This is a genomic window from Rhizobium sp. NPDC092011 (assembly GCF_044756305.1).
GTDB lineage: Bacteria > Pseudomonadota > Alphaproteobacteria > Rhizobiales > Rhizobiaceae > Rhizobium.
Window position 1 is genome coordinate 1,356,195 of the sequence record NZ_JBIVSO010000001.1, and the last position, 17,740, is coordinate 1,373,934.

Genomic DNA, 17,740 nt, shown 5'->3' on the forward strand with positions numbered 1-17,740 from the left:
GACAGTCGGCCTGCTTGCACGCCCCCGGGTGTGTCGCAGGTCAGAGCGAGAGTTCGCTTCGCTCGAGCGGTTTTGGCTGATGGTTGGTCGGAACGTAACCTCGCTTGTGCTGATATCGGATTGGCAAACCGTTTGATCTTCGCTAATCGGTGTGCATGTCCGATAATATTGTCAAATTTGAGCGCCGTCCCAAGCCGAAGCCACCGAGGCAAACGCCGCCGTGGTTGAAGCGCCTGTTGGTCGCCGCCGCCGTCATAGCGTTCTTCCTAGCGGCCTTTGCTTACTTCTCGCTGAAAGGCGGGACGGCGGGGCCGGCTTTCTGACGCCACGAAGGCGTTTCTCACATGATCCGGGGTGTTACGGGCCGACGCTTTCTCGCGCGCAACGGCAAATTGGGCGGCCTTGTCTGAACTATCCGCCTTGGCGTCTGATCGCTGTGTCGCGACACGATGACGTTCTCAATATGCGGAACATGGATGCCAAACCTGCCTTCGGCGGTGGAATTTTGCTGCCGCGCCTCTATAGTTCAGGCTCGGCGGTCGTAATCGGAAAATCCAGGCAAAGGTTGGGATAATGGAGACAATTACCACAACCCTCGTCCTTCTGCTGGCAATCGTCGTGAGTGGCGCCATTTCCCGAGCGATACCGCTCGTCCTGCCGCTGCCGCTCATCCAGATCGCGCTCGGGGCCATTATCGGTCTGTCCGCCAATCTGAGCGTGCAGCTGGATCCCGAGATTTTCTTCCTATTGTTTCTGCCGCCACTTCTTTTTCTCGACGGTTGGCGGATCCCGGCCGACGAGCTGCGGAAGGATATGAACATCGTCGTCGAACTGGCGCTGGGGCTGGTGGTTTTCACCGTTCTCGGTGCCGGCCTGCTCGTGCACTGGATGATCCCGGCCATGCCGCTACCAGTCGCGTTTGCGCTTGCTGCGGTCATCTCGCCGACCGATCCCATAGCTGTGTCGGCAATCGCCCAAAGGGTGCCGATCCCGCCCCGGATGATGCATATCCTCGAAGGCGAATCCCTTTTGAACGATGCGTCGGGCCTCGTTTGCCTTCGTTTTGCAATCGCCGCGGCTCTGACGGGCAGTTTTTCGCTCTATGACGCGACGCTGACTTTTCTTTGGACGGCGATCGGTGGCCTGGCGATCGGTGTCGGCGTCACGTGGACGATCACTTGGCTCAGCACCAGAATTTCGCTGCGCTATGGCGAAGAGAGCGGCTCGCAAATTCTGGTCAGCATATTGATCCCGTTTGCGGCATATTTGATCGCGGAACATGCCCATTGCTCCGGCATCCTGGCGGCAGTCTCGGCCGGCACGACGATGAGTGTCGCGGAAAGTTCGGGGCGCGCGATGGCCACCACCCGCGTGCGCCGCAGTGCCGTGTGGGACATGATCCAGTTCGCCGCCAACGGCACGATCTTCGTGCTTCTCGGCGAACAGCTTCCCTCGATTGCGGCCAGAGCGTCGGCGACGGTGCAGGTGACGGGGCATCACGAGTTCTGGTGGCTTGCTGCCTATGTCGTCGGGCTCACTTTCGGTCTCGTCGCGCTGCGGTTTATCTGGGTCTGGCTGTCGCTTCACCTGACCCTGTTTCGGCAGCGGCGCCAGCGCCAGACTTCGCCGAATTGGCGTATCCTGGCAGCTTTCTCGTTTGCGGGCGTTCGCGGTGCGATCACGCTTGCCGGTGTGTTGACCTTGCCGCTCGCAATGAACGACGGTTCGCCTTTCCCGGCGCGCGATCTTGCTATCTGCCTTGCCATGGGTGTCATCATCGTGTCGTTGATAATGGCAGCGCTCTTCCTGCCGCCGCTGCTCCGGAATCTGGAGCTTCCGAAGGACACCAAGCATGAGGAGGATGAAGCCGCCGCCAGGGTCGATGCCGCGAGAGCAGCGATCACGGAAGTCGCGCGCCTTCAGCATTCACTATCCAAGGACCATGATGACGCTGACCTCTATGTAGAGGTGGCGTCGAGGGTGATGGAGCTTTATCGCGAACGTATCCGCAATCAATCCGGCGAGGGTGAGGAGCTGGAGCTTTCCAAGCGCATGAACCGTATCGAGCTGGAGTTGCGGCTCGCAGCCGTGCGGGCCGAACGCAGCGAAATCTTTCGTAAGCTGCGGGCCAAACAGATTGGCAACGAGATTGCAACCAAGCTCGTGCGCGAGCTGGATATGCTGGAAACGCGCTACGCCAGCTAGGCCGTCCAAGCGTCGTTTGATCATGGCTCGACGCAGCCTGGATCTTGAAACCAAGTTTCTCTCTTCTTAGCTGTTTAGTATTCGAGGCTTCATGAGCTCGATGTCAATCACGTCTATCTGGAGTGATCAAAATGGAAGAAAGAACGAAGATAATCGAAGAATTGAGCGTTGAAGAGCGCGAGGAAATACTGATCGATGCCGCGTTGACATTAGAAGATGCAGCGCTTGAGGCCCTGGTCGAAGGCGACAAGCAGTTCGCGGCGTTTTCGAACAACATGGCTGAAGCTATCCGCATCAATGCGGATGAGTTGGCTCGCGACGATCCGGAGAACGCCGACAAGGTGCTACAGCAGGCAGCTGAAGTCATTTCTCATTTTAAGGCCAATCATCCGCATAGATTGATCAGCACGGCTGTTCACTAATTGCTGCGGCGCACTATGTGTTGTCACGTCGACACGACCCCGGAGGATTTTTGATGTCTGAACTCGTGGTTCTTGGTTTTGATGATGCCGATAAGGCGGATGCCGTTCTCAATCGTCTCGTGCAGCTTGAGAAGGAATATCTGATCGATCTGGAAGACGCCGTCATTGCGGTGAGAGACGATACCGGCAAGGTTCGTCTCAAGCAGAGCGTCAACCTGACTGCCGCGGGCGCGGCGAGCGGTGGCCTGTCGGGCGCCCTTTGGGGATCCCTGGTCGGATTGCTGTTTCTCAATCCCTTGGCGGGTCTGGTTGTCGGTGGCGCGCTTGGCGCGGGATCCGGTGCGCTGGCTGGATCGATGGCGGATTACGGTATCGACGACGATCTGATCAAGAAGCTGGCTGACACCATTCCCGCAAAAAGCTCCGCGCTTTTCCTGTTGATCCGCAAGGTCCAACCCGAGAAAGTGCTGGCCGAGTTCAAGGGCGATCACGCACGGCTGCTTCGTACCTCGCTTTCGCCGGAGCAGGAAACGCGGTTGCGGCAGGCGCTTGTCGATGACACGTTGACGCCGCCCTCTACCGCTGCGGCAACCGCCTGACCCAAAATTCTCCAGACCAATAGAGCGTTGGAGCCCGAACGACATTACCGGTTGTTCGGGCTTTTCCGTTTGAGACCATAGAGGCGTGCAGAGATTGGCCCTCTCTCGGGCCGTCCTTCTTTCCTACTGGAAGAATTGCTGCCATTGTTGACGAAAGGTGTGGCCGCTGGCGCCACCCTTGCTCGAACGGGAGGGGCAAGACCCACACGGCCATTGTCAACACACGTTTCCATCTGGAAAGTCGCGCAATGACAGAGCCCGCATCTCGTCAAAGCGGACCTCCGCCCCCGCCGAAAACCTCATCGTTTCAGACCAGGCGCGCTGCCATACAGGCGCTGCGGGTCATGATTGCCTGCACAGTAACCTATGCGCTTTCCCAACTGCTCAATCTTCAGCAGGGCTATTGGGCTGTGTTCACCGTATTGATCGTTATGCAGGCATCGGTGGGCGCAACCGCCGGAATGGCCGTTGACCGCTTGGTTGCGACGGTCGCGGGAGCGGTGCTTGGCGGTGCGGCAGTGTTCGTGACGCCGCACGAGCCGCTTCCCATCGGAATTGCACTGATCAGCGTCGTCGGCTTCGCCAGTTTCGTTTCCGTGCGAGCGCCGCGTCTGAAGAACGCCGGACTAACGGCCGCGATCGTGATGCTGACCCATTCGCAAACGGTCCCGGTGGGGATTTTCGTGCTTGATCGCATTGCGGAAATCACGCTGGGAGGTGTCATCGGCGTCCTTGCTAGCCTCTTCATCCTGCCGACCCGTTCGCGAACGGTCGTGCTCGACCGTTTCGCATCAGCACTCGACGTCATGGCGCAGATCATGCGCACGCTTGCGACCGCCGCCGAAAAGGGCGAAGCGGTCTCGGCGGCAGAGGCCAATATCGGGTTGCGGCAATCGCTGGTCGCCACGGAAGCTCTGTTGACCGATGCGCAGCGCGAGCGATCGCTGTGGTTGGCAAAGCAGGGGATCTCCGATGCTATTCCGCGCTCGTTGTGGCGCATCCGCAATGACATGACCTATGTCAGCCATCTGTTTGAGGCGCCGTTTCCCGCCGAGGTCGTAGAGGCGCTTGGCTTGCAGGCCGGGCAGGTTCTGCGTGCACAGGCCGGTTTTGCCGAGGCCTGTGGCAAAGCTCTGAGGGAAGGAGGCGATATCGATCCAGGCCGTCTGTCCGAGGCGAACGGCGCTTTCGAAGCGGCCTTCGAAGCATTTCAGCATTCAGAAGCTGCCCAAGCGGTTGGGTTCAGTGACAGTGGGCGCTTGTTCGGTTTCGATTTTACAGTGCGCCGCATACGACAAAATTTTCTCGATCTCGCTGACCGCATCCGCGAGAGCCGAGGCGATGAAGGCGATCGGCCGGCCTGAACATTCCGGCTGGTCTTGGAAAATCTCCCTTTTCATCGGGTTCCATCCGAAAGCAGGGCCATGCAGAGATAAGCCCGCCGATGGGAGTTTTTCTCGACAACTCCCGCGTCGATATCGACGTCGTGCTCGGGAAATAGCGTTGGCCCGCTGGGCACATCCGCTGGTTTTGGGCCTCCGGAGCGGCGCGTTGTGAATTATGGCAATTCGGCTTTTACCATCCATTAAAGGTTGAAGTTCGATATGCTAAATCATGGATAGGGTGTCGCGTCGATATGATCTGGACTATGTCAGGGTCGCAGCTTTCATGCTGCTGATCGTCTATCATGTCAGCTTGATGTTCAACTCAAGAACCTTTCTGCTGAAGGCGCCGGACAGCTCTGCCGTCTTTGATCTCATTTATTTATGGACGCATCCTTGGCGGATGTCTCTGCTCTTTATTATTTCAGGAACGGTGACGGGTATCTTGCTGACGCGGCAATCTCCGGATGCGCTAAGAAGTGCTCGCACAAGGCAATTGCTGATACCTTTGCTGCTAGGGCTCCTATTTCTGATACCTCCCCAGATCTATGTGTGGTTGAACGCAGGTTTGGACGTGAACGTCAGCTTCTATGACGTGTTCTGGCACTATGCGACCTGGACGCCGATACTCTTGCCGAATGGTGAGCTGGCCCAGCTCGCCGGCATGCAGCATTTGTGGTATCTCGCCTACCTCTGGATTTATACAGCCATCCTGACGCTTGCGGTGTCGGTTCGGCCGCAACTCTTGGTTCATGCGGGCGATAGGCTTGCCTCCTGGCTGACCGGAAAATGGCTTCTCATACTGCCCGTCATACTCTTCGTGCTGTTGCGGCTCGTGCTCAGGCCGGCATTCCCGCCGACGCCCAACATGTTGGGGGACTGGTATAGTCACGCCGTCTATATCGTATGCTTCTTTATCGGAGCGGCGATGGCGACGCGCGATGACTATTGGGATGACGTGGTCGACATGCGGAAACCGGCCTTGGGCGTGGCGTCGGCGTGCGCATTGGTCTTGGCGTTGCTCTTTGTCGTTATGCCGGCCGCCGAGCCTGAAAAATGGCGCCTGCTTTTGGGAAGGGCACTTGGAGGCACCTTTCAATGGTGTGCTATCGTCGCCGTTCTCGGCTATGCCAAGATCTGGTGCAAAGTCGAAAATGCCTTAATCCGCTATCTCAATCGAGCCATTCTCACCTACTACGTGCTCCATCAGACCGTCATGCTGCTTATCGCCTACGCATTGGATCAGCTCGGACTGATGTCTGCTTCGCTATTCGTCCCCATTGTCGTTGCCACCCTTGCGATCTGTGCACTGCTTTACGAGTTGAAGCGTCATCTTGAAGCTTCCTGCAAAGCCGTGTTCTCCACGCGCTTCGCCTGAGCTAGCCGAGCGATGGAACCGGCCGTGACGGCCGGTTTCCTTCATGTGGCTGGGACGATGTCAGTTGCGCTGGGGAGGTTGCGCGATCTCAGTGGGTCGCGCCCGATCCTCCGGCGGCGACAATGGCAAAGGGCTGTCCTTCCACGGGAATATTGCCGACCTCCTTCAAGGTTTCGGCATCGATCAGACGCACCTCGCTGTGACGGGGATCGGTTATGGCGATGAGATTGCCGGCAACGGCCAGACGCGGCCGCGGATCGCGCCAATGGCCATCCTTGCTGTAGGGCTCGGTCACGCTCTCGGACTTTGCGATCACGCCGTCGACCGTGTCGATGAGATGCAGTTTTCCTTCTTCCGTCAGGACGTAGGCATGCCGTGGCTTCGCCGGATCCAGCACGAAGTCCACGCGCCGCGTCGGTAGCTCGATCAGCCTATAGGGATTGGCTTTATCATCGGGGTCGATCAGGACGATAGTCTGTTCGCCGTAGTTGCCAAGGAAGAATTGCATGGACGTGCCGCCGAGCAAGGTCGAGACCTTGCCTTTCGGCATCGCCGTGCCGTAGGCGAGCATGTCGACCTTCGGACCGTCGATCCCGCCGGGGCGTACGATGAGGACGCCTTCCTCGCAGCCGAAGGCGACCAGCCGGGCAGATGTCGCTTCGCCATGCAGTCCGGTGCAGGGCGCGACTTGTCCTACCTGCTGGCCCGCGCGATCGAGTACCCGCAGACCGAGACGCGGCGGCAGCTCGCCTTCTTTCACGGCTAAGTCCATGTTGGGCACCGACACGAGCAGATGGTTGCCCATTGGCACGGCGACACCATGATGGGCCGCGGTGGTGCCGAAAGCCCGAATGTCGGCTTTGCCCTCGGCAAGATCGGTTTCCGACAGGAGGTCGAACTTGCCGCCGCGATCATAGAAGATCGCTACATCGTTTGCATGGCTCACCACATGGCCAGGTTTTTCTCCCTTCACCACGGTTGCAAGCAGTTTCGGGTCGGAAAGCTTGATATCGCGATGATCGCCATGATCGGAAAGCGATATGCCTGTGTCGATGGCATGCACCACATTCTTGTCGCCCTGTACGGCAAAGACGGTTTTGCCGGTTTGGGTGAGCGAAAGCGCGGCATATCCGTCGATGTCGAAGCGGCCTATTTCGCGGCCGCTCCGAACATCGAATGCGCGAACAATCGGCAGGCTATGATCGGCGACAAATAACCTCCAGCTTTCCGCCGTGTTCTCTTCTTCGGCGAGGGAGGGAAATGGAAATAGCAATGCGCACGCCAGCGAGGAGGCGGCCAGGAGGGTTGCAGAGCGGGAGCAAAACATGGGTGATCCTTTATGTAATAACATTACATGCCTATTGTTATAAAGTAACATCTGAGTTGTCCAGCCCCGCAGATGCAGGGATTGGTGGTGCTATCCACATATTATCAACACTGAAATTGGAGCAGGCGCGCGGAACCAGTTGACGCAATTTTAACCTCATATACTATATATAGTGTTCGAGGTTCCTTCGATTCGCAAGGATTGGAGGCGAAGATGGGAATCCGGTCGACGGACATGATGGTCGTCAAGCCGGAGCTGCCCCCGCAACTGTGAGCGGCGAGCGTTCGTTCGACATGGCCACTGGGACACATGTGTCTTGGGAAGGCAAGATCGGATGCTGCGACCCGCGAGCCAGGAGACCTGCCTCGAGCATAGCGTCCACGGGCGGGGTGTCCGGGTGGCGAGCGGGGAACTGTGCGGCATGACCGCCGGCGTCTTCGCTCCCGCGAATGCCCCGCATGAATTACTTCGGGGTGAAGTCCATGTTTTTGAGTACCCATATTCGGCTACGTGAATGACGGTCGTTTAAGCGACCGACCGCGCGCCGCATCCGTCTTCATTTTCATCCTGCAATGCGGGCATCGTCTGGTGCCCGAACACTTTCGCACGCCTATAAGACACACGAGGACATCCAATGAGCATTACCGTCTACAGCAAGCCCGCCTGCGTTCAATGCACCGCGACCACCCGCGCGCTCGACCGCCAGGGTATCGATTACACCATCATTGACGTGTCCACCGATAACGCCGCCTACGAGCTGGTGCAGGGCCTCGGCTACCGTCAGGTACCGGTCGTCATCGCCGGTGAGCAGCACTGGGCCGGTTTTCGTCCTGACATGATCAGCGCCCTCGCCTGAGGAGTTGGGCGGTGGGTGAGCTCGTCTATTTTTCCAGCAGATCCGAGAACACTCATCGCTTTGTTGCCAAGCTTGCCTTGCCGGCCGCTCGTATCCCGCTGTCAGCGGGGGAGGAGCTTCGAGCTACCCGCCCTTATGTCCTCATCGTGCCGACCTATTGCGGCGAAGGAGGCAAGGGTGCCGTGCCCAAGCAGGTGATCCGTTTCCTCAACGATGCGGATAACCGTTCGAACATCCGCGGGGTCATCGCCGCGGGCAACAGCAACTTCGGGGCGACCTACGGTATCGCCGGCGACATTATCTCTACCAAATGCAAAGTGCCGTTTCTGTATCGGTTCGAGCTTTTGGGAACGGAGGAGGATGTCGCCAATGTCAGACACGGATTGGAACGATTTTGGACACGCTAACGCTTGACCGGCCAGCGAAGGCCACGGAAACGGCATTGGACTATCACGCCCTCAACGCCATGCTGAATCTCTATGACGAGCAGGGGATGATCCAGCTCGACAAGGACCGCATGGCGGCCAAGCAGTATTTCCTTCAGCACGTCAATCAGAACACCGTCTTCTTCCATAATCTGCGGGAGAAGCTGGATTACCTGGTGACTGAGGGGTACTACGAGCAAGAGGTGCTGGATCAGTATTCGTTCAATTTCGTGCGTGATCTCTTCGATCACGCCTATGCGAAGAAGTTCCGTTTTCCGACGTTCCTCGGTGCTTTCAAATATTACACCAGCTACACGCTGAAGACCTTCGACGGCAAGCGCTATCTGGAGCGCTACGAAGACCGCATCTGCATGGTGGCGCTGGCGCTGGCACAAGGCAACGAAGCCCTGGCCAAGGACATGGTCGACGAGATCATCTCTGGCCGCTTTCAGCCGGCGACGCCGACCTTCCTCAATGCCGGCAAAAAGCAGCGCGGCGAGCTCGTCTCGTGCTTCCTGCTGCGGGTCGAGGACAATATGGAATCGATCGCACGCGGCATCAATTCCGCGCTGCAGCTTTCCAAGCGCGGCGGCGGCGTGGCGCTATCGCTGACCAACATCCGCGAGGCCGGTGCACCGATCAAGCAGATCGAGAACCAGTCCTCCGGCATCATCCCTGTGATGAAGCTGCTCGAGGATTCCTTCTCCTACGCCAACCAGCTTGGAGCCCGCCAGGGAGCTGGTGCCGTCTATCTCAATGCCCACCATCCCGACATCATGCGCTTCCTCGATACCAAGCGCGAAAATGCCGACGAGAAGATCCGTATCAAGACCCTGTCGCTCGGTGTCGTCGTTCCGGATATCACCTTCGAACTCGCGAAGAACAATGACGATATGTACCTGTTCTCGCCTTACGATGTGGAGCGCATTTACGGCGTCCCCTTCACTGAAATTTCGGTGACCGAAAAATATCGCGAAATGGTCGCCGACAGCCGCATCAAGAAGAAGAAGATCAAGGCGCGCGATTTCTTCCAGGTCATCGCCGAGATCCAGTTCGAGAGCGGCTATCCGTACATCATGTTCGAGGACACGGTGAACAAGGCCAATCCGATCGCCGGACGCATCACCATGAGCAATCTCTGCTCGGAAATTCTGCAGGTGAGCGAAGCCAGCAAGTATAATGATGACCTTTCCTACGAGCACATGGGCAAGGACATCTCCTGCAACCTGGGTTCGCTGAATATTGCCGCGGCGATGGATTCCGCCGATTTCGGCAAGACCATCGAAACCTCCATTCGGGCGCTGACGGCCGTCTCGGACATGAGCCATATCTCCTCCGTGCCTTCGATCGAAAAGGGCAATGACGACAGCCATGCTATCGGCCTTGGCCAGATGAACCTGCACGGTTATCTCGCCCGCGAACGCATCTTCTACGGCTCTGAAGAGGGTGTCGATTTCACCAATATGTATTTCTATACGGTGACTTACCACGCGGTCCGCGCCTCGAACCTCCTGGCGATCGAGCGGGGAACGAGCTTCAAGGGCTTCGAGAATTCGAAATACGCCTCCGGCGAATACTTCGATAAATATACGCAGCAGGAATGGGCGCCGGCGACGGAACGGGTCAAGCAGCTCTTCGAAGAGGCCGGTATCCACATCCCGACGCAAGAAGACTGGCTTGAGCTGAAGACGTCGGTCATGACATCTGGCCTTTATAACCAGAACCTGCAGGCCGTGCCCCCAACGGGCTCGATCTCCTACATCAACCACTCGACCTCTTCGATCCACCCGATCGTTTCCAAGATCGAGATCCGCAAGGAAGGCAAGATCGGCCGCGTCTATTATCCGGCCGCCTTCATGACCAACGACAATCTTGACTACTACCAGGACGCCTACGAGATCGGACCGGAAAAGATCATCGATACCTATGCGGCGGCCACCCAGCATGTCGACCAGGGCCTGTCGCTGACGCTGTTCTTCCGTGATACCGCGACCACCCGCGATATCAACAAGGCGCAGATCTACGCCTGGAAGAAGGGTATCAAGACCATCTACTACATCCGTCTTCGCCAGATGGCGCTGTCCGGCACCGAGGTGCAGGGCTGCGTTTCCTGCGCCCTCTGATTTCCGGTTTGAGAAGGACATTCCCGTGAACATGCAATTCAAGCCGGCAAGCCGTATCCGTGCGATCAACTGGAACCGCATCGACGACGACAAGGATCTCGAAGTCTGGAACCGCCTGACCGGCAATTTCTGGCTGCCTGAAAAAGTGCCGTTGTCGAACGACATCCCGTCCTGGGCGACGCTGAAACCGGAGGAGCAGCAGCTCACCATCCGCGTCTTCACCGGTCTGACCCTGCTCGACACGATCCAGAACGGCGTCGGCTCGGTCAAGCTGATGGCCGATGCCGCTACGCCACATGAAGAGGCCGTTCTTTCGAACATCTCCTTCATGGAGGCGGTACATGCGCGCTCCTACTCGTCGATTTTTTCGACGCTGTGCCTGACGCCTGACGTGGATGACGCCTATCGCTGGTCGGAGGAGAATGAGTTTCTGCAGCGCAAGTCGGCGCTGATCATGGAGCAATATGCATCCGGCGATCCGCTGAAGAAGAAGGTCGCCAGCGTCTTCCTCGAAAGCTTCCTGTTCTATTCGGGCTTCTATCTGCCGATGTTCTGGTCGAGCCGCGCCAAGCTCACCAACACCGCCGACATGATCCGCCTTATCATTCGCGATGAAGCCGTGCACGGCTACTATATCGGCTACAAATTCCAGCGCGGGCTGGAGCGGCTTTCGGAAGACCGCAAGCAGGAGATCAAGGATTTTGCCTTCGACCTGCTGCTCGAACTTTACGACAACGAGGCGAAATATACCGAAGCGCTCTACGACGGCGTTGGCCTCACCGAAGACGTCAAGAAGTTCCTGCATTACAACGCCAACAAGGCGTTGATGAACCTCGGCTACGAGGCACTGTTCCCCGCCGAGGCCTGCAAGGTCAATCCGGCGATCCTTTCGGCGCTCTCGCCGAATGCCGACGAGAACCACGACTTCTTCTCCGGTTCCGGTTCGTCCTACGTCATCGGGAAGGCTGTTGCGACCGAGGATGAGGACTGGGATTTCTGAGGGGCGGCCTAGCCGCTCAAGGACATGGAATGCCAGATGAGTTCCGATCGCAGCCGTGAGGCTGCGATTGTCGCTTTGGGCTCACCGTCACGACGCGATCATGTGCCGCGTGCTTTGCAGCACTGACAAAGTCCTATGCTACGTCCCGGCTTCCGTGAGGCCAAGGACGTGTCATGAATTACATCGATTATATAGCCGACCCCGCGCGCGACTGCGCGATCATCGTTCATCGCGGGCTATGGCGTGCGGCACCGGAAAACAGCTTGCTGGCGATAGAGCAGGCGATTTCCGCTGGCTATGATGTGGTCGAGATCGACGTAAGACGCAGCAGCGACGGAGAGCTTGTTCTCCTGCACGACGATACGCTCGAACGAATGACGGGCCTCAACAAACAGCCCGAGGCGCTAACATGGCGGCAGTTGCGGAGCCTTGCCTTGCGCGATCGCGATGGGGGCGAGGCGAACCCGATGACGAGGGAGACGCTGCCGGGCCTGAGGGATGTCTTCGATCTCACCCGAGACCGAATTTTCGTCCATCTCGATGTCAAGCACAGGCACACGATCCCAGATGTAATTGCATGCGCCCGCGCCATGGGCGTGGATCAACAAGTCGATTTCTGGGGTAACCTGAAGACTGAGGAGGATCTGGCATGGATCCGCGCGAATGTGTCGTCGCAGGCTGTTCCCTTCATGGCAAAAACCCGCCTCGAGGCGCCGGATGCCGCAAGGCAGCTGGACCTCCTGTTTCAACTCAATCCATTCCTGTGCGAAATCTATTTTGAAGGGTTGGAGCAGGTCGCCGAGCGCGGGACGATTTTCAAGGAGGCCGGGATTGCGCTCTGGGTCAATACGCTGGATGCGGTTTCATGTGCCGGTTTCACTGACACCGCTGCATTGCAAGATCCGCACGCAGTCTGGGGTCGCTTGATCGACGCCGGTGTTTCAGCGATACAGACCGACGAGCCCGCAGCCCTGAAAGCCCATCTGGAATATCGCCGGGCGTCGGGCCGCGGCAGGCCGAGCTGATTGTGTCGCGCGCCGGCGAGATCGCGTCCGGTGCGTCAATTCGCAATTGCTGACGGCCGGCCCACTCCGCGAGGACCGGCCGTCTGAAGCATCGAGCCTCAACGGCTCAAAGCTGGCATTACTTGTTGAGCGCGTCCTTCAACGCCTTCGCCGGCGTGAAGGTGAGCTTGTTGGCTGCGGCAACCTTAATGGTCGCGCCAGTTCCCGGATTGCGAGCTTCACGCTCCGGCGTATGCTTTACCTTGAACTTGCCGAAGCCCGGAATGGAGGTCTCCGCGCCGGAGGAGGCTGCTCCGGTAATGGCTGCAAAGACGGCTTCGACGATTGCCTTGCCCTGAGCCTTGGTCAGCTTGTGATCAGCGGCAATCTTGTCTGCGATTTCATTGGTGGTGGTCATGATACTTCCCCGCATTGGTTACGGAGGAATCATTTCCATTGCAGCCGTTCATTGTCACGAGGCCAGTTGGCCTTTAGAGGCGAGAAAGGGCGTATTTCCACAATTTCCAGCGTCCGCAAGGCTTCTCACGGCCTTCTGTCGCTCCAATTTCGAGAAATTGCCTGTTTTCGTTGCCCTGGCCGGAGGGCGCAGATTCCCTCGCGGTTCTACCGTCTCAAGCCGTTTTGCGGCGATCGGCCGCCCTGATGGGACGGCCTTTTGAGCGATCGGCTTGCCATGATACCGCGTATCCCAAAAGGAAAGGCTAGGTCATTGGCAGCGCGGTCGGTCCCCAGGCGATGGCGCCATCATACTGGCCTTGCTCCGCATGAGTGTGTAGAGCCTGATTGCAGCGAGTGAACACAAAGGAACAGGACTGATCATGGAAGAGGCGATGAAGATCGACAATCGTGGCGACTTCGGTCTGTGGGCCATCGAGGTCGCAAAGCAGATCGTCAGCGGCGAGGGCTTCGAGTTGGCCAGGGCGGCACGTGACGGCACGGATGACGATGTCCGCGCTGCAGGCAACGCGCTTGGACAGGCGATCACCAACGCGCTGATGGAAGTGTATGACGGCTTGCTCGAAGGCGCCGAGGAAAACTAGGCATCTGTCCGTTGGATTGCCAATCGGCGCCAGCACGGGAAGCCCCGACATTTTCGGAGCTTTCGCAGCAAAATCCGCCGAACTTTCCGGCTCAAACGCGCTGCGGTTTGAAATTTGATGGGATACCAACTTACAATCGCAATTTGGCATCCCCATATGTGTCCGGAATTCTTTTCCGCCTCGCTATAGGAGAGCCAATGCTGAGTGCAGTTCCCCGTTTTGCCAAGATCGCAGCCATCGTCATGCTCGCTGCGGCTTCCACCGTAGCGACCTTCGATGTTGCCGACGCACGCCGTGCCGGCTCTAGCGGGTTCGGCAGCCGCGGAACGCGGACGTTCGACGCGCCCGCCACCACGCGAACGGCGCCGACTCAGGCCGCTCCGATTGACCGGACGATGACAACCAGACCGCAGCAGCCCGCAGCACAGCAGCCGGTCGGCGCGCCGCAGCGTCCAGGCTTCTTCGGCGGGTTTGGCGGATCGATGATCGGCGGCCTGATCGCCGGTGGCCTGCTCGGTATGATGCTTGGCCATGGTTTCGGTGGCGGCTTCGGTTTCCTCGGCATGTTGCTGCAGATCGGCCTGATCGTCGCCGCCATCAGCCTAGCCATGCGCTTTTTCGCAAACCGTCAGCGCACGCAATATGCGGCGCCGGGAGCGGGAGCATCCTATAACGTGAACGCAATGAACAATGCCGGCGCTTCGCCGCGTCCGTCCTTCTCGATCCCGACGATCGGTGGTGGAATGGCGGGCGCCACGCAGAAGGCCCGGCAGTCCGAGGATGAAATCGGGCTGCAGAAAGCCGATCTTGATCGCTTCGAGCAGCTTTTGACCGAAGTCCAGTCGGCCTATGGCAAGGAAGACTATGCGACCCTGCGTCGGCTGACCACGCCGGAGGCCATGTCGTATCTTGCCGAAGAACTCGGCGAGAATGCCACCAACGGCGTGCGCAACAGCGTCACTGACGTTCGGTTGCTGCAGGGCGATATTGCGGAATCCTGGCGCGAGGACAATGCCGAATATGCGACGCTCGCGATGCGCTATTCCAGCATCGACGCCATGCTCGATCGCACGACAGGCAAGCTCGTCGATGGCGACGATCACAAGCCGTCAGAAACCGTCGAGCTCTGGACTTTCGTACGCAAACCGGGTTCCGAATGGACGCTTTCGGCCATCCAGGGAACGGAAGCCGCTCACGCCTAAGTCCGCCTGCAATTGATTGACGCCCGCCTTCGCAACATCGAGGGCGGGCGTAACTGTTTCTTAGGCCTTCATCGACCTTTCCTTGGTGAGGCCTCATTCCTTCTCGGCTGGTCATAGCCTGTCAGGCAGTCGGATGGTTGTTGTCGGGCGAATGCACGCCGGCAACTTTCCGTAGAAGAGCTCCCCGCATTTCTTCTTGTCGAGCTGTCGAAGCGCTCGTTGATCATGTCATCACCCTCGTCGTGCAGGAAACGCCGCTGCTCGATGTTTTCCCGGACGTGAGCCAGATCGCTCAGTCCAGCCAAGATCGCTTCGCTTAGAGTGCATTTCTGCGCGGTTCCCCGGAGGGCCGGCGCTTTCGCATCGTATCTTTGAATACGGTCCTGGTCATAAAGACGCGGCCGCCGGCCTAAACGATCGAAGCGGGCATTTATAAGATTTTTATATCTTCGCTTACGCGCCCGTCTCGAACCTTAATGCCATTCGGTCGCATATTGTGGATCGAAGATGCACGCGAAGTGCTCTTCGCTCTCGGCAGATAGAAAAGAAGCGCTGCTTATCTGCGGCGCTCCCCATCGCTTCTGCACTCAACAATAACAATCAAGGATCGCGATCGATGATGGACATATTTCTTGTCGGGATCGGCGTTTTATTTTTCCTCCTCTGCGTCGCTTACACCAAGGCCTGCGACAGCCTCTAGTCGGAGAGACGACAATGCTTCTCGATTACATTCTCGGTGGCGGCGTGACGCTCTTTCTCACCGCCTATCTGGTCTATGCACTCATTCGCCCCGAGCGCTTTTAATAGCGCTGAATAGGGAAAGTTACTTCCATGACCCTCAACGGATGGCTCCAGATCCTGATTTTCATCGGGATCCTCCTTCTGCTCGTCAAACCGCTTGGCGGTTACATGACACGTGTCTTCAGCGGCGAGCGCACACTCCTTTCCTACGTCTTTCGTCCGGTGGAACGGGGACTTTATCGTTTGGCCGGCACGGACGAACGCGAAGATCAGCATTGGACGACCTACTCGGTCTCGCTGTTGCTGTTCAGCCTCGCCGGCTTCATCGTTCTCTATGCGCTGCAGCGACTACAGGCTGGTTTGCCTTACAATCCGGCCGGCATGACCGCGGTCGGCCCTGAACTGTCCTTCAACACTGCCACGAGCTTCGTCACCAATACCAACTGGCAGAACTACGGCGGCGAAAGCACGATGTCCTACCTCGTGCAGATGGCAGGTCTGACCGTGCAGAACTTCGTGTCTGCGGCAACCGGCATCGCCATCGCCATCGCGCTGATCCGCGCATTTTCGCGCGCTTCGGGCAAGGCGATCGGCAACTTCTGGGTCGATATGACACGCGCGACACTCTACGTGCTGCTGCCGATCTGCATCGTGCTGACGCTGGTATACGTCTATCTCGGCGTGCCGCAGACGCTTGGCCCCTATGTGAACGCAACGACCCTAGAAGGTGCCAAGCAGACGATAGCCGTCGGGCCCGTCGCCTCGCAGCTCGCGATCAAGATGCTGGGCACCAACGGCGGCGGCTTTTTCAACGCCAATTCGGCTCATCCGTTTGAAAATCCGGATGCCATCTCCAACCTCATCCAGATGCTGTCGATTTTCGCAATCGGCGCGGCACTGACCAACGTCTTCGGTCGCATGGTCGGCAGTCAGCGTCAGGGTTGGGCCATCCTGGCGGCGATGTGCACGCTCTTTGTTGCTGGCGTTATCGTCACCTACTGGGCGGAAGCCGCCGGCAATCCGCTAGCCCATGCGCTCGGGATCCAGGGCGGCAACATGGAAGGCAAAGAAGTGCGCTTTGGCATTGCCGCTTCCTCGCTGTTCGCCGTCATCACAACGGCGGCATCGTGCGGCGCCGTCAACGGCATGCTCGACAGTTTCACCGCTATCGGTGGCCTGATCCCGCTCATCAACCTGCAGCTCGGTGAAGTCATCATCGGCGGCGTCGGTGCCGGTTTCTATGGCATCATCATGTTCGTCATCATCGCTATCTTCGTCGCGGGCCTGATGGTCGGCCGTACGCCGGAATATCTCGGCAAGAAGATCGAGGCGAAGGAAGTGAAGATGGCGATGCTTGCCGTACTTTGCCTGCCTTTCGGCATGCTGATCTTCACCGCGATTTCCGTGGTGCTGCCTTCGGCAGTGGCGTCCGTCGGCAATGCCGGTCCGCACGGCTTCTCCGAAATCCTCTATGCCTACAGCTCTGCTGCGGCGAACAACGGCTCAGCCTTTGCCGGCCTGTCCGCCAACACCCCCTGGTACAACATCACGCTCGGTCTCGTCATGCTGATCGGCCGCTTCCTGGTTATCGTACCGGCACTTGCTATTGCCGGTTCGCTGATCACGAAGAAGACGGTTCCCGCCTCGGCCGGCACCTTCCCGACAGACGGCCCGCTCTTCGTCGGCCTGCTCGTCGGCACGATCCTGATCGTCGGTGGTCTGACCTTCTTCCCGGCGCTTGCGCTTGGGCCGATCGTCGAACACCTCGCGATGATTGCCGGCCAGGCCTTCTAAGGAATGATGGCCATGAGCCAGACGCTTCTGAGCAAGCTTAGAAAAGCGATCGATCCACGCCCCTTCGACAGGGGGCGTGGCCAGGCCGGAAGGACCTGCGCATCCGACGCCATCCTCTTGGCAATGGTCGCTTTGTTCTTCGGCCTTGTCGTCTTCGGATTTCTGATGGGCTGATCGGCGGCGTTCCGATCTGACCCTTTCCTCTTCACGCTGGAGCCTCT

At 58.4% G+C, this 17,740-nt stretch carries 17 protein-coding genes and 1 riboswitch; of the genes, 15 read left to right on the forward strand and 2 right to left on the reverse strand.

Translation table 11 applies throughout. From position 1 onward, the window contains the following. Nucleotides 1–573: 573 nt before the first annotated feature. From ACIQJ2_RS06215 to ACIQJ2_RS06235, 5 genes are all read left to right on the forward strand, one after another. A complete protein-coding gene (locus tag ACIQJ2_RS06215) occupies nt 574–2,205 on the forward strand; it encodes a Na+/H+ antiporter (RefSeq protein WP_400667883.1) in 1,632 nt (543 codons plus the stop codon). 131 nt (nt 2,206–2,336) lie between these two features. Then, nucleotides 2,337–2,627, forward strand: coding sequence for a hypothetical protein (locus ACIQJ2_RS06220; RefSeq protein WP_400667885.1), 291 nt, complete (start codon nt 2,337–2,339; stop codon nt 2,625–2,627). Nucleotides 2,628–2,680: 53 nt separating this feature from the next. Next, a complete protein-coding gene (locus tag ACIQJ2_RS06225) occupies nt 2,681–3,226 on the forward strand; it encodes a DUF1269 domain-containing protein (protein WP_199148843.1) in 546 nt (181 codons plus the stop codon). A gap of 248 nt (nt 3,227–3,474) precedes the next feature. Continuing rightward, nucleotides 3,475–4,590, forward strand: coding sequence for an FUSC family protein (locus ACIQJ2_RS06230; protein WP_400667887.1), 1,116 nt, complete (start codon nt 3,475–3,477; stop codon nt 4,588–4,590). Nucleotides 4,591–4,840: 250 nt separating this feature from the next. Continuing rightward, entirely contained in the window at nt 4,841–5,986 is a 1,146-nt protein-coding gene (locus ACIQJ2_RS06235) for an acyltransferase family protein (protein ID WP_400667889.1), read from the forward strand. Between the two features lie 88 nt (nt 5,987–6,074). Here ACIQJ2_RS06235 and ACIQJ2_RS06240 read toward each other — a convergent pair whose 3' ends face one another. Beyond that, nucleotides 6,075–7,313, reverse strand: a complete 1,239-nt coding sequence (locus ACIQJ2_RS06240; protein ID WP_400667891.1) for a hypothetical protein — start codon at nt 7,311–7,313, stop codon at nt 6,075–6,077. A gap of 162 nt (nt 7,314–7,475) precedes the next feature. After that, nucleotides 7,476–7,696: riboswitch (cobalamin riboswitch) on the forward strand. Nucleotides 7,697–7,947: 251 nt separating this feature from the next. Between ACIQJ2_RS06240 and nrdH the strand changes: the two genes are divergently transcribed. From nrdH to ACIQJ2_RS06265, 5 genes are all read left to right on the forward strand, one after another. Next, nucleotides 7,948–8,169, forward strand: a complete 222-nt coding sequence (gene nrdH, locus ACIQJ2_RS06245; RefSeq protein WP_199148840.1) for a glutaredoxin-like protein NrdH — start codon at nt 7,948–7,950, stop codon at nt 8,167–8,169. An 11-nt stretch (nt 8,170–8,180) separates the two neighbouring features. Continuing rightward, nucleotides 8,181–8,576 (forward strand): class Ib ribonucleoside-diphosphate reductase assembly flavoprotein NrdI, encoded by a 396-nt coding sequence (nrdI, locus tag ACIQJ2_RS06250; RefSeq protein WP_199148839.1) that lies wholly within the window; start codon nt 8,181–8,183, stop codon nt 8,574–8,576. Then, the gene (gene nrdE / locus ACIQJ2_RS06255; protein WP_400667894.1) at nt 8,564–10,717 is read left to right on the forward strand and encodes a class 1b ribonucleoside-diphosphate reductase subunit alpha; all 2,154 of its coding nucleotides are present in this window, start codon (nt 8,564–8,566) and stop codon (nt 10,715–10,717) included. The genes nrdI and nrdE overlap by 13 nt, the downstream gene beginning before the upstream one ends. A 25-nt stretch (nt 10,718–10,742) precedes the next feature. After that, nucleotides 10,743–11,717 (forward strand): class 1b ribonucleoside-diphosphate reductase subunit beta, encoded by a 975-nt coding sequence (nrdF, locus tag ACIQJ2_RS06260; protein WP_199148837.1) that lies wholly within the window; start codon nt 10,743–10,745, stop codon nt 11,715–11,717. A gap of 173 nt (nt 11,718–11,890) precedes the next feature. Further along, nucleotides 11,891–12,742, forward strand: a complete 852-nt coding sequence (locus tag ACIQJ2_RS06265) for a glycerophosphodiester phosphodiesterase family protein (RefSeq protein WP_400667896.1) — start codon at nt 11,891–11,893, stop codon at nt 12,740–12,742. 118 nt (nt 12,743–12,860) lie between these two features. On the opposite strand, the gene ACIQJ2_RS06270 is transcribed toward ACIQJ2_RS06265, so the two are convergent. Continuing rightward, entirely contained in the window at nt 12,861–13,139 is a 279-nt protein-coding gene (locus tag ACIQJ2_RS06270; protein WP_199089721.1) for an HU family DNA-binding protein, read from the reverse strand. Between the two features lie 421 nt (nt 13,140–13,560). Between ACIQJ2_RS06270 and ACIQJ2_RS06275 the strand changes: the two genes are divergently transcribed. The 5 genes from ACIQJ2_RS06275 (at nt 13,561) to ACIQJ2_RS06295 (ending at nt 17,693) form a co-directional block, all read left to right on the forward strand. After that, nucleotides 13,561–13,782 carry a hypothetical protein gene (locus ACIQJ2_RS06275; RefSeq protein ID WP_184707721.1) on the forward strand — a complete coding sequence of 74 codons (222 nt, stop codon included), beginning with the start codon at nt 13,561–13,563 and terminating at the stop codon, nt 13,780–13,782. Between the two features lie 197 nt (nt 13,783–13,979). Then, nucleotides 13,980–14,984 carry a Tim44 domain-containing protein gene (locus ACIQJ2_RS06280; protein WP_400667899.1) on the forward strand — a complete coding sequence of 335 codons (1,005 nt, stop codon included), beginning with the start codon at nt 13,980–13,982 and terminating at the stop codon, nt 14,982–14,984. Between the two features lie 714 nt (nt 14,985–15,698). Further along, complete coding sequence (gene kdpF / locus ACIQJ2_RS06285; protein ID WP_184707725.1) at nt 15,699–15,788, forward strand: K(+)-transporting ATPase subunit F; 90 nt, start codon at nt 15,699–15,701, stop codon at nt 15,786–15,788. Between the two features lie 27 nt (nt 15,789–15,815). Further along, nucleotides 15,816–17,519: a potassium-transporting ATPase subunit KdpA gene (kdpA, locus tag ACIQJ2_RS06290; RefSeq protein WP_400667902.1), complete on the forward strand. Its 1,704-nt coding sequence runs from the start codon at nt 15,816–15,818 to the stop codon at nt 17,517–17,519. A 12-nt stretch (nt 17,520–17,531) separates the two neighbouring features. Beyond that, nucleotides 17,532–17,693, forward strand: coding sequence for a hypothetical protein (locus ACIQJ2_RS06295; RefSeq protein WP_400667904.1), 162 nt, complete (start codon nt 17,532–17,534; stop codon nt 17,691–17,693). Nucleotides 17,694–17,740 lie beyond the last annotated feature (47 nt).

Coding starts and splice junctions, on each gene's coding strand:
- ACIQJ2_RS06215 (WP_400667883.1), top strand. CDS start 574: ATGGAGACAATTACCACAACCCTCGTCCTTCTGCTGGCAATCGTCGTG.
- ACIQJ2_RS06220 (WP_400667885.1), top strand. CDS start 2,337: ATGGAAGAAAGAACGAAGATAATCGAAGAATTGAGCGTTGAAGAGCGC.
- ACIQJ2_RS06225 (WP_199148843.1), top strand. CDS start 2,681: ATGTCTGAACTCGTGGTTCTTGGTTTTGATGATGCCGATAAGGCGGAT.
- ACIQJ2_RS06230 (WP_400667887.1), top strand. CDS start 3,475: ATGACAGAGCCCGCATCTCGTCAAAGCGGACCTCCGCCCCCGCCGAAA.
- ACIQJ2_RS06235 (WP_400667889.1), top strand. CDS start 4,841: ATGGATAGGGTGTCGCGTCGATATGATCTGGACTATGTCAGGGTCGCA.
- ACIQJ2_RS06240 (WP_400667891.1), bottom strand. CDS start 7,313: ATGTTTTGCTCCCGCTCTGCAACCCTCCTGGCCGCCTCCTCGCTGGCG.
- nrdH (WP_199148840.1), top strand. CDS start 7,948: ATGAGCATTACCGTCTACAGCAAGCCCGCCTGCGTTCAATGCACCGCG.
- ACIQJ2_RS06265 (WP_400667896.1), top strand. CDS start 11,891: ATGAATTACATCGATTATATAGCCGACCCCGCGCGCGACTGCGCGATC.
- ACIQJ2_RS06270 (WP_199089721.1), bottom strand. CDS start 13,139: ATGACCACCACCAATGAAATCGCAGACAAGATTGCCGCTGATCACAAG.
- ACIQJ2_RS06275 (WP_184707721.1), top strand. CDS start 13,561: ATGGAAGAGGCGATGAAGATCGACAATCGTGGCGACTTCGGTCTGTGG.
- ACIQJ2_RS06280 (WP_400667899.1), top strand. CDS start 13,980: ATGCTGAGTGCAGTTCCCCGTTTTGCCAAGATCGCAGCCATCGTCATG.
- kdpF (WP_184707725.1), top strand. CDS start 15,699: ATGCTTCTCGATTACATTCTCGGTGGCGGCGTGACGCTCTTTCTCACC.
- kdpA (WP_400667902.1), top strand. CDS start 15,816: ATGACCCTCAACGGATGGCTCCAGATCCTGATTTTCATCGGGATCCTC.
- ACIQJ2_RS06295 (WP_400667904.1), top strand. CDS start 17,532: ATGAGCCAGACGCTTCTGAGCAAGCTTAGAAAAGCGATCGATCCACGC.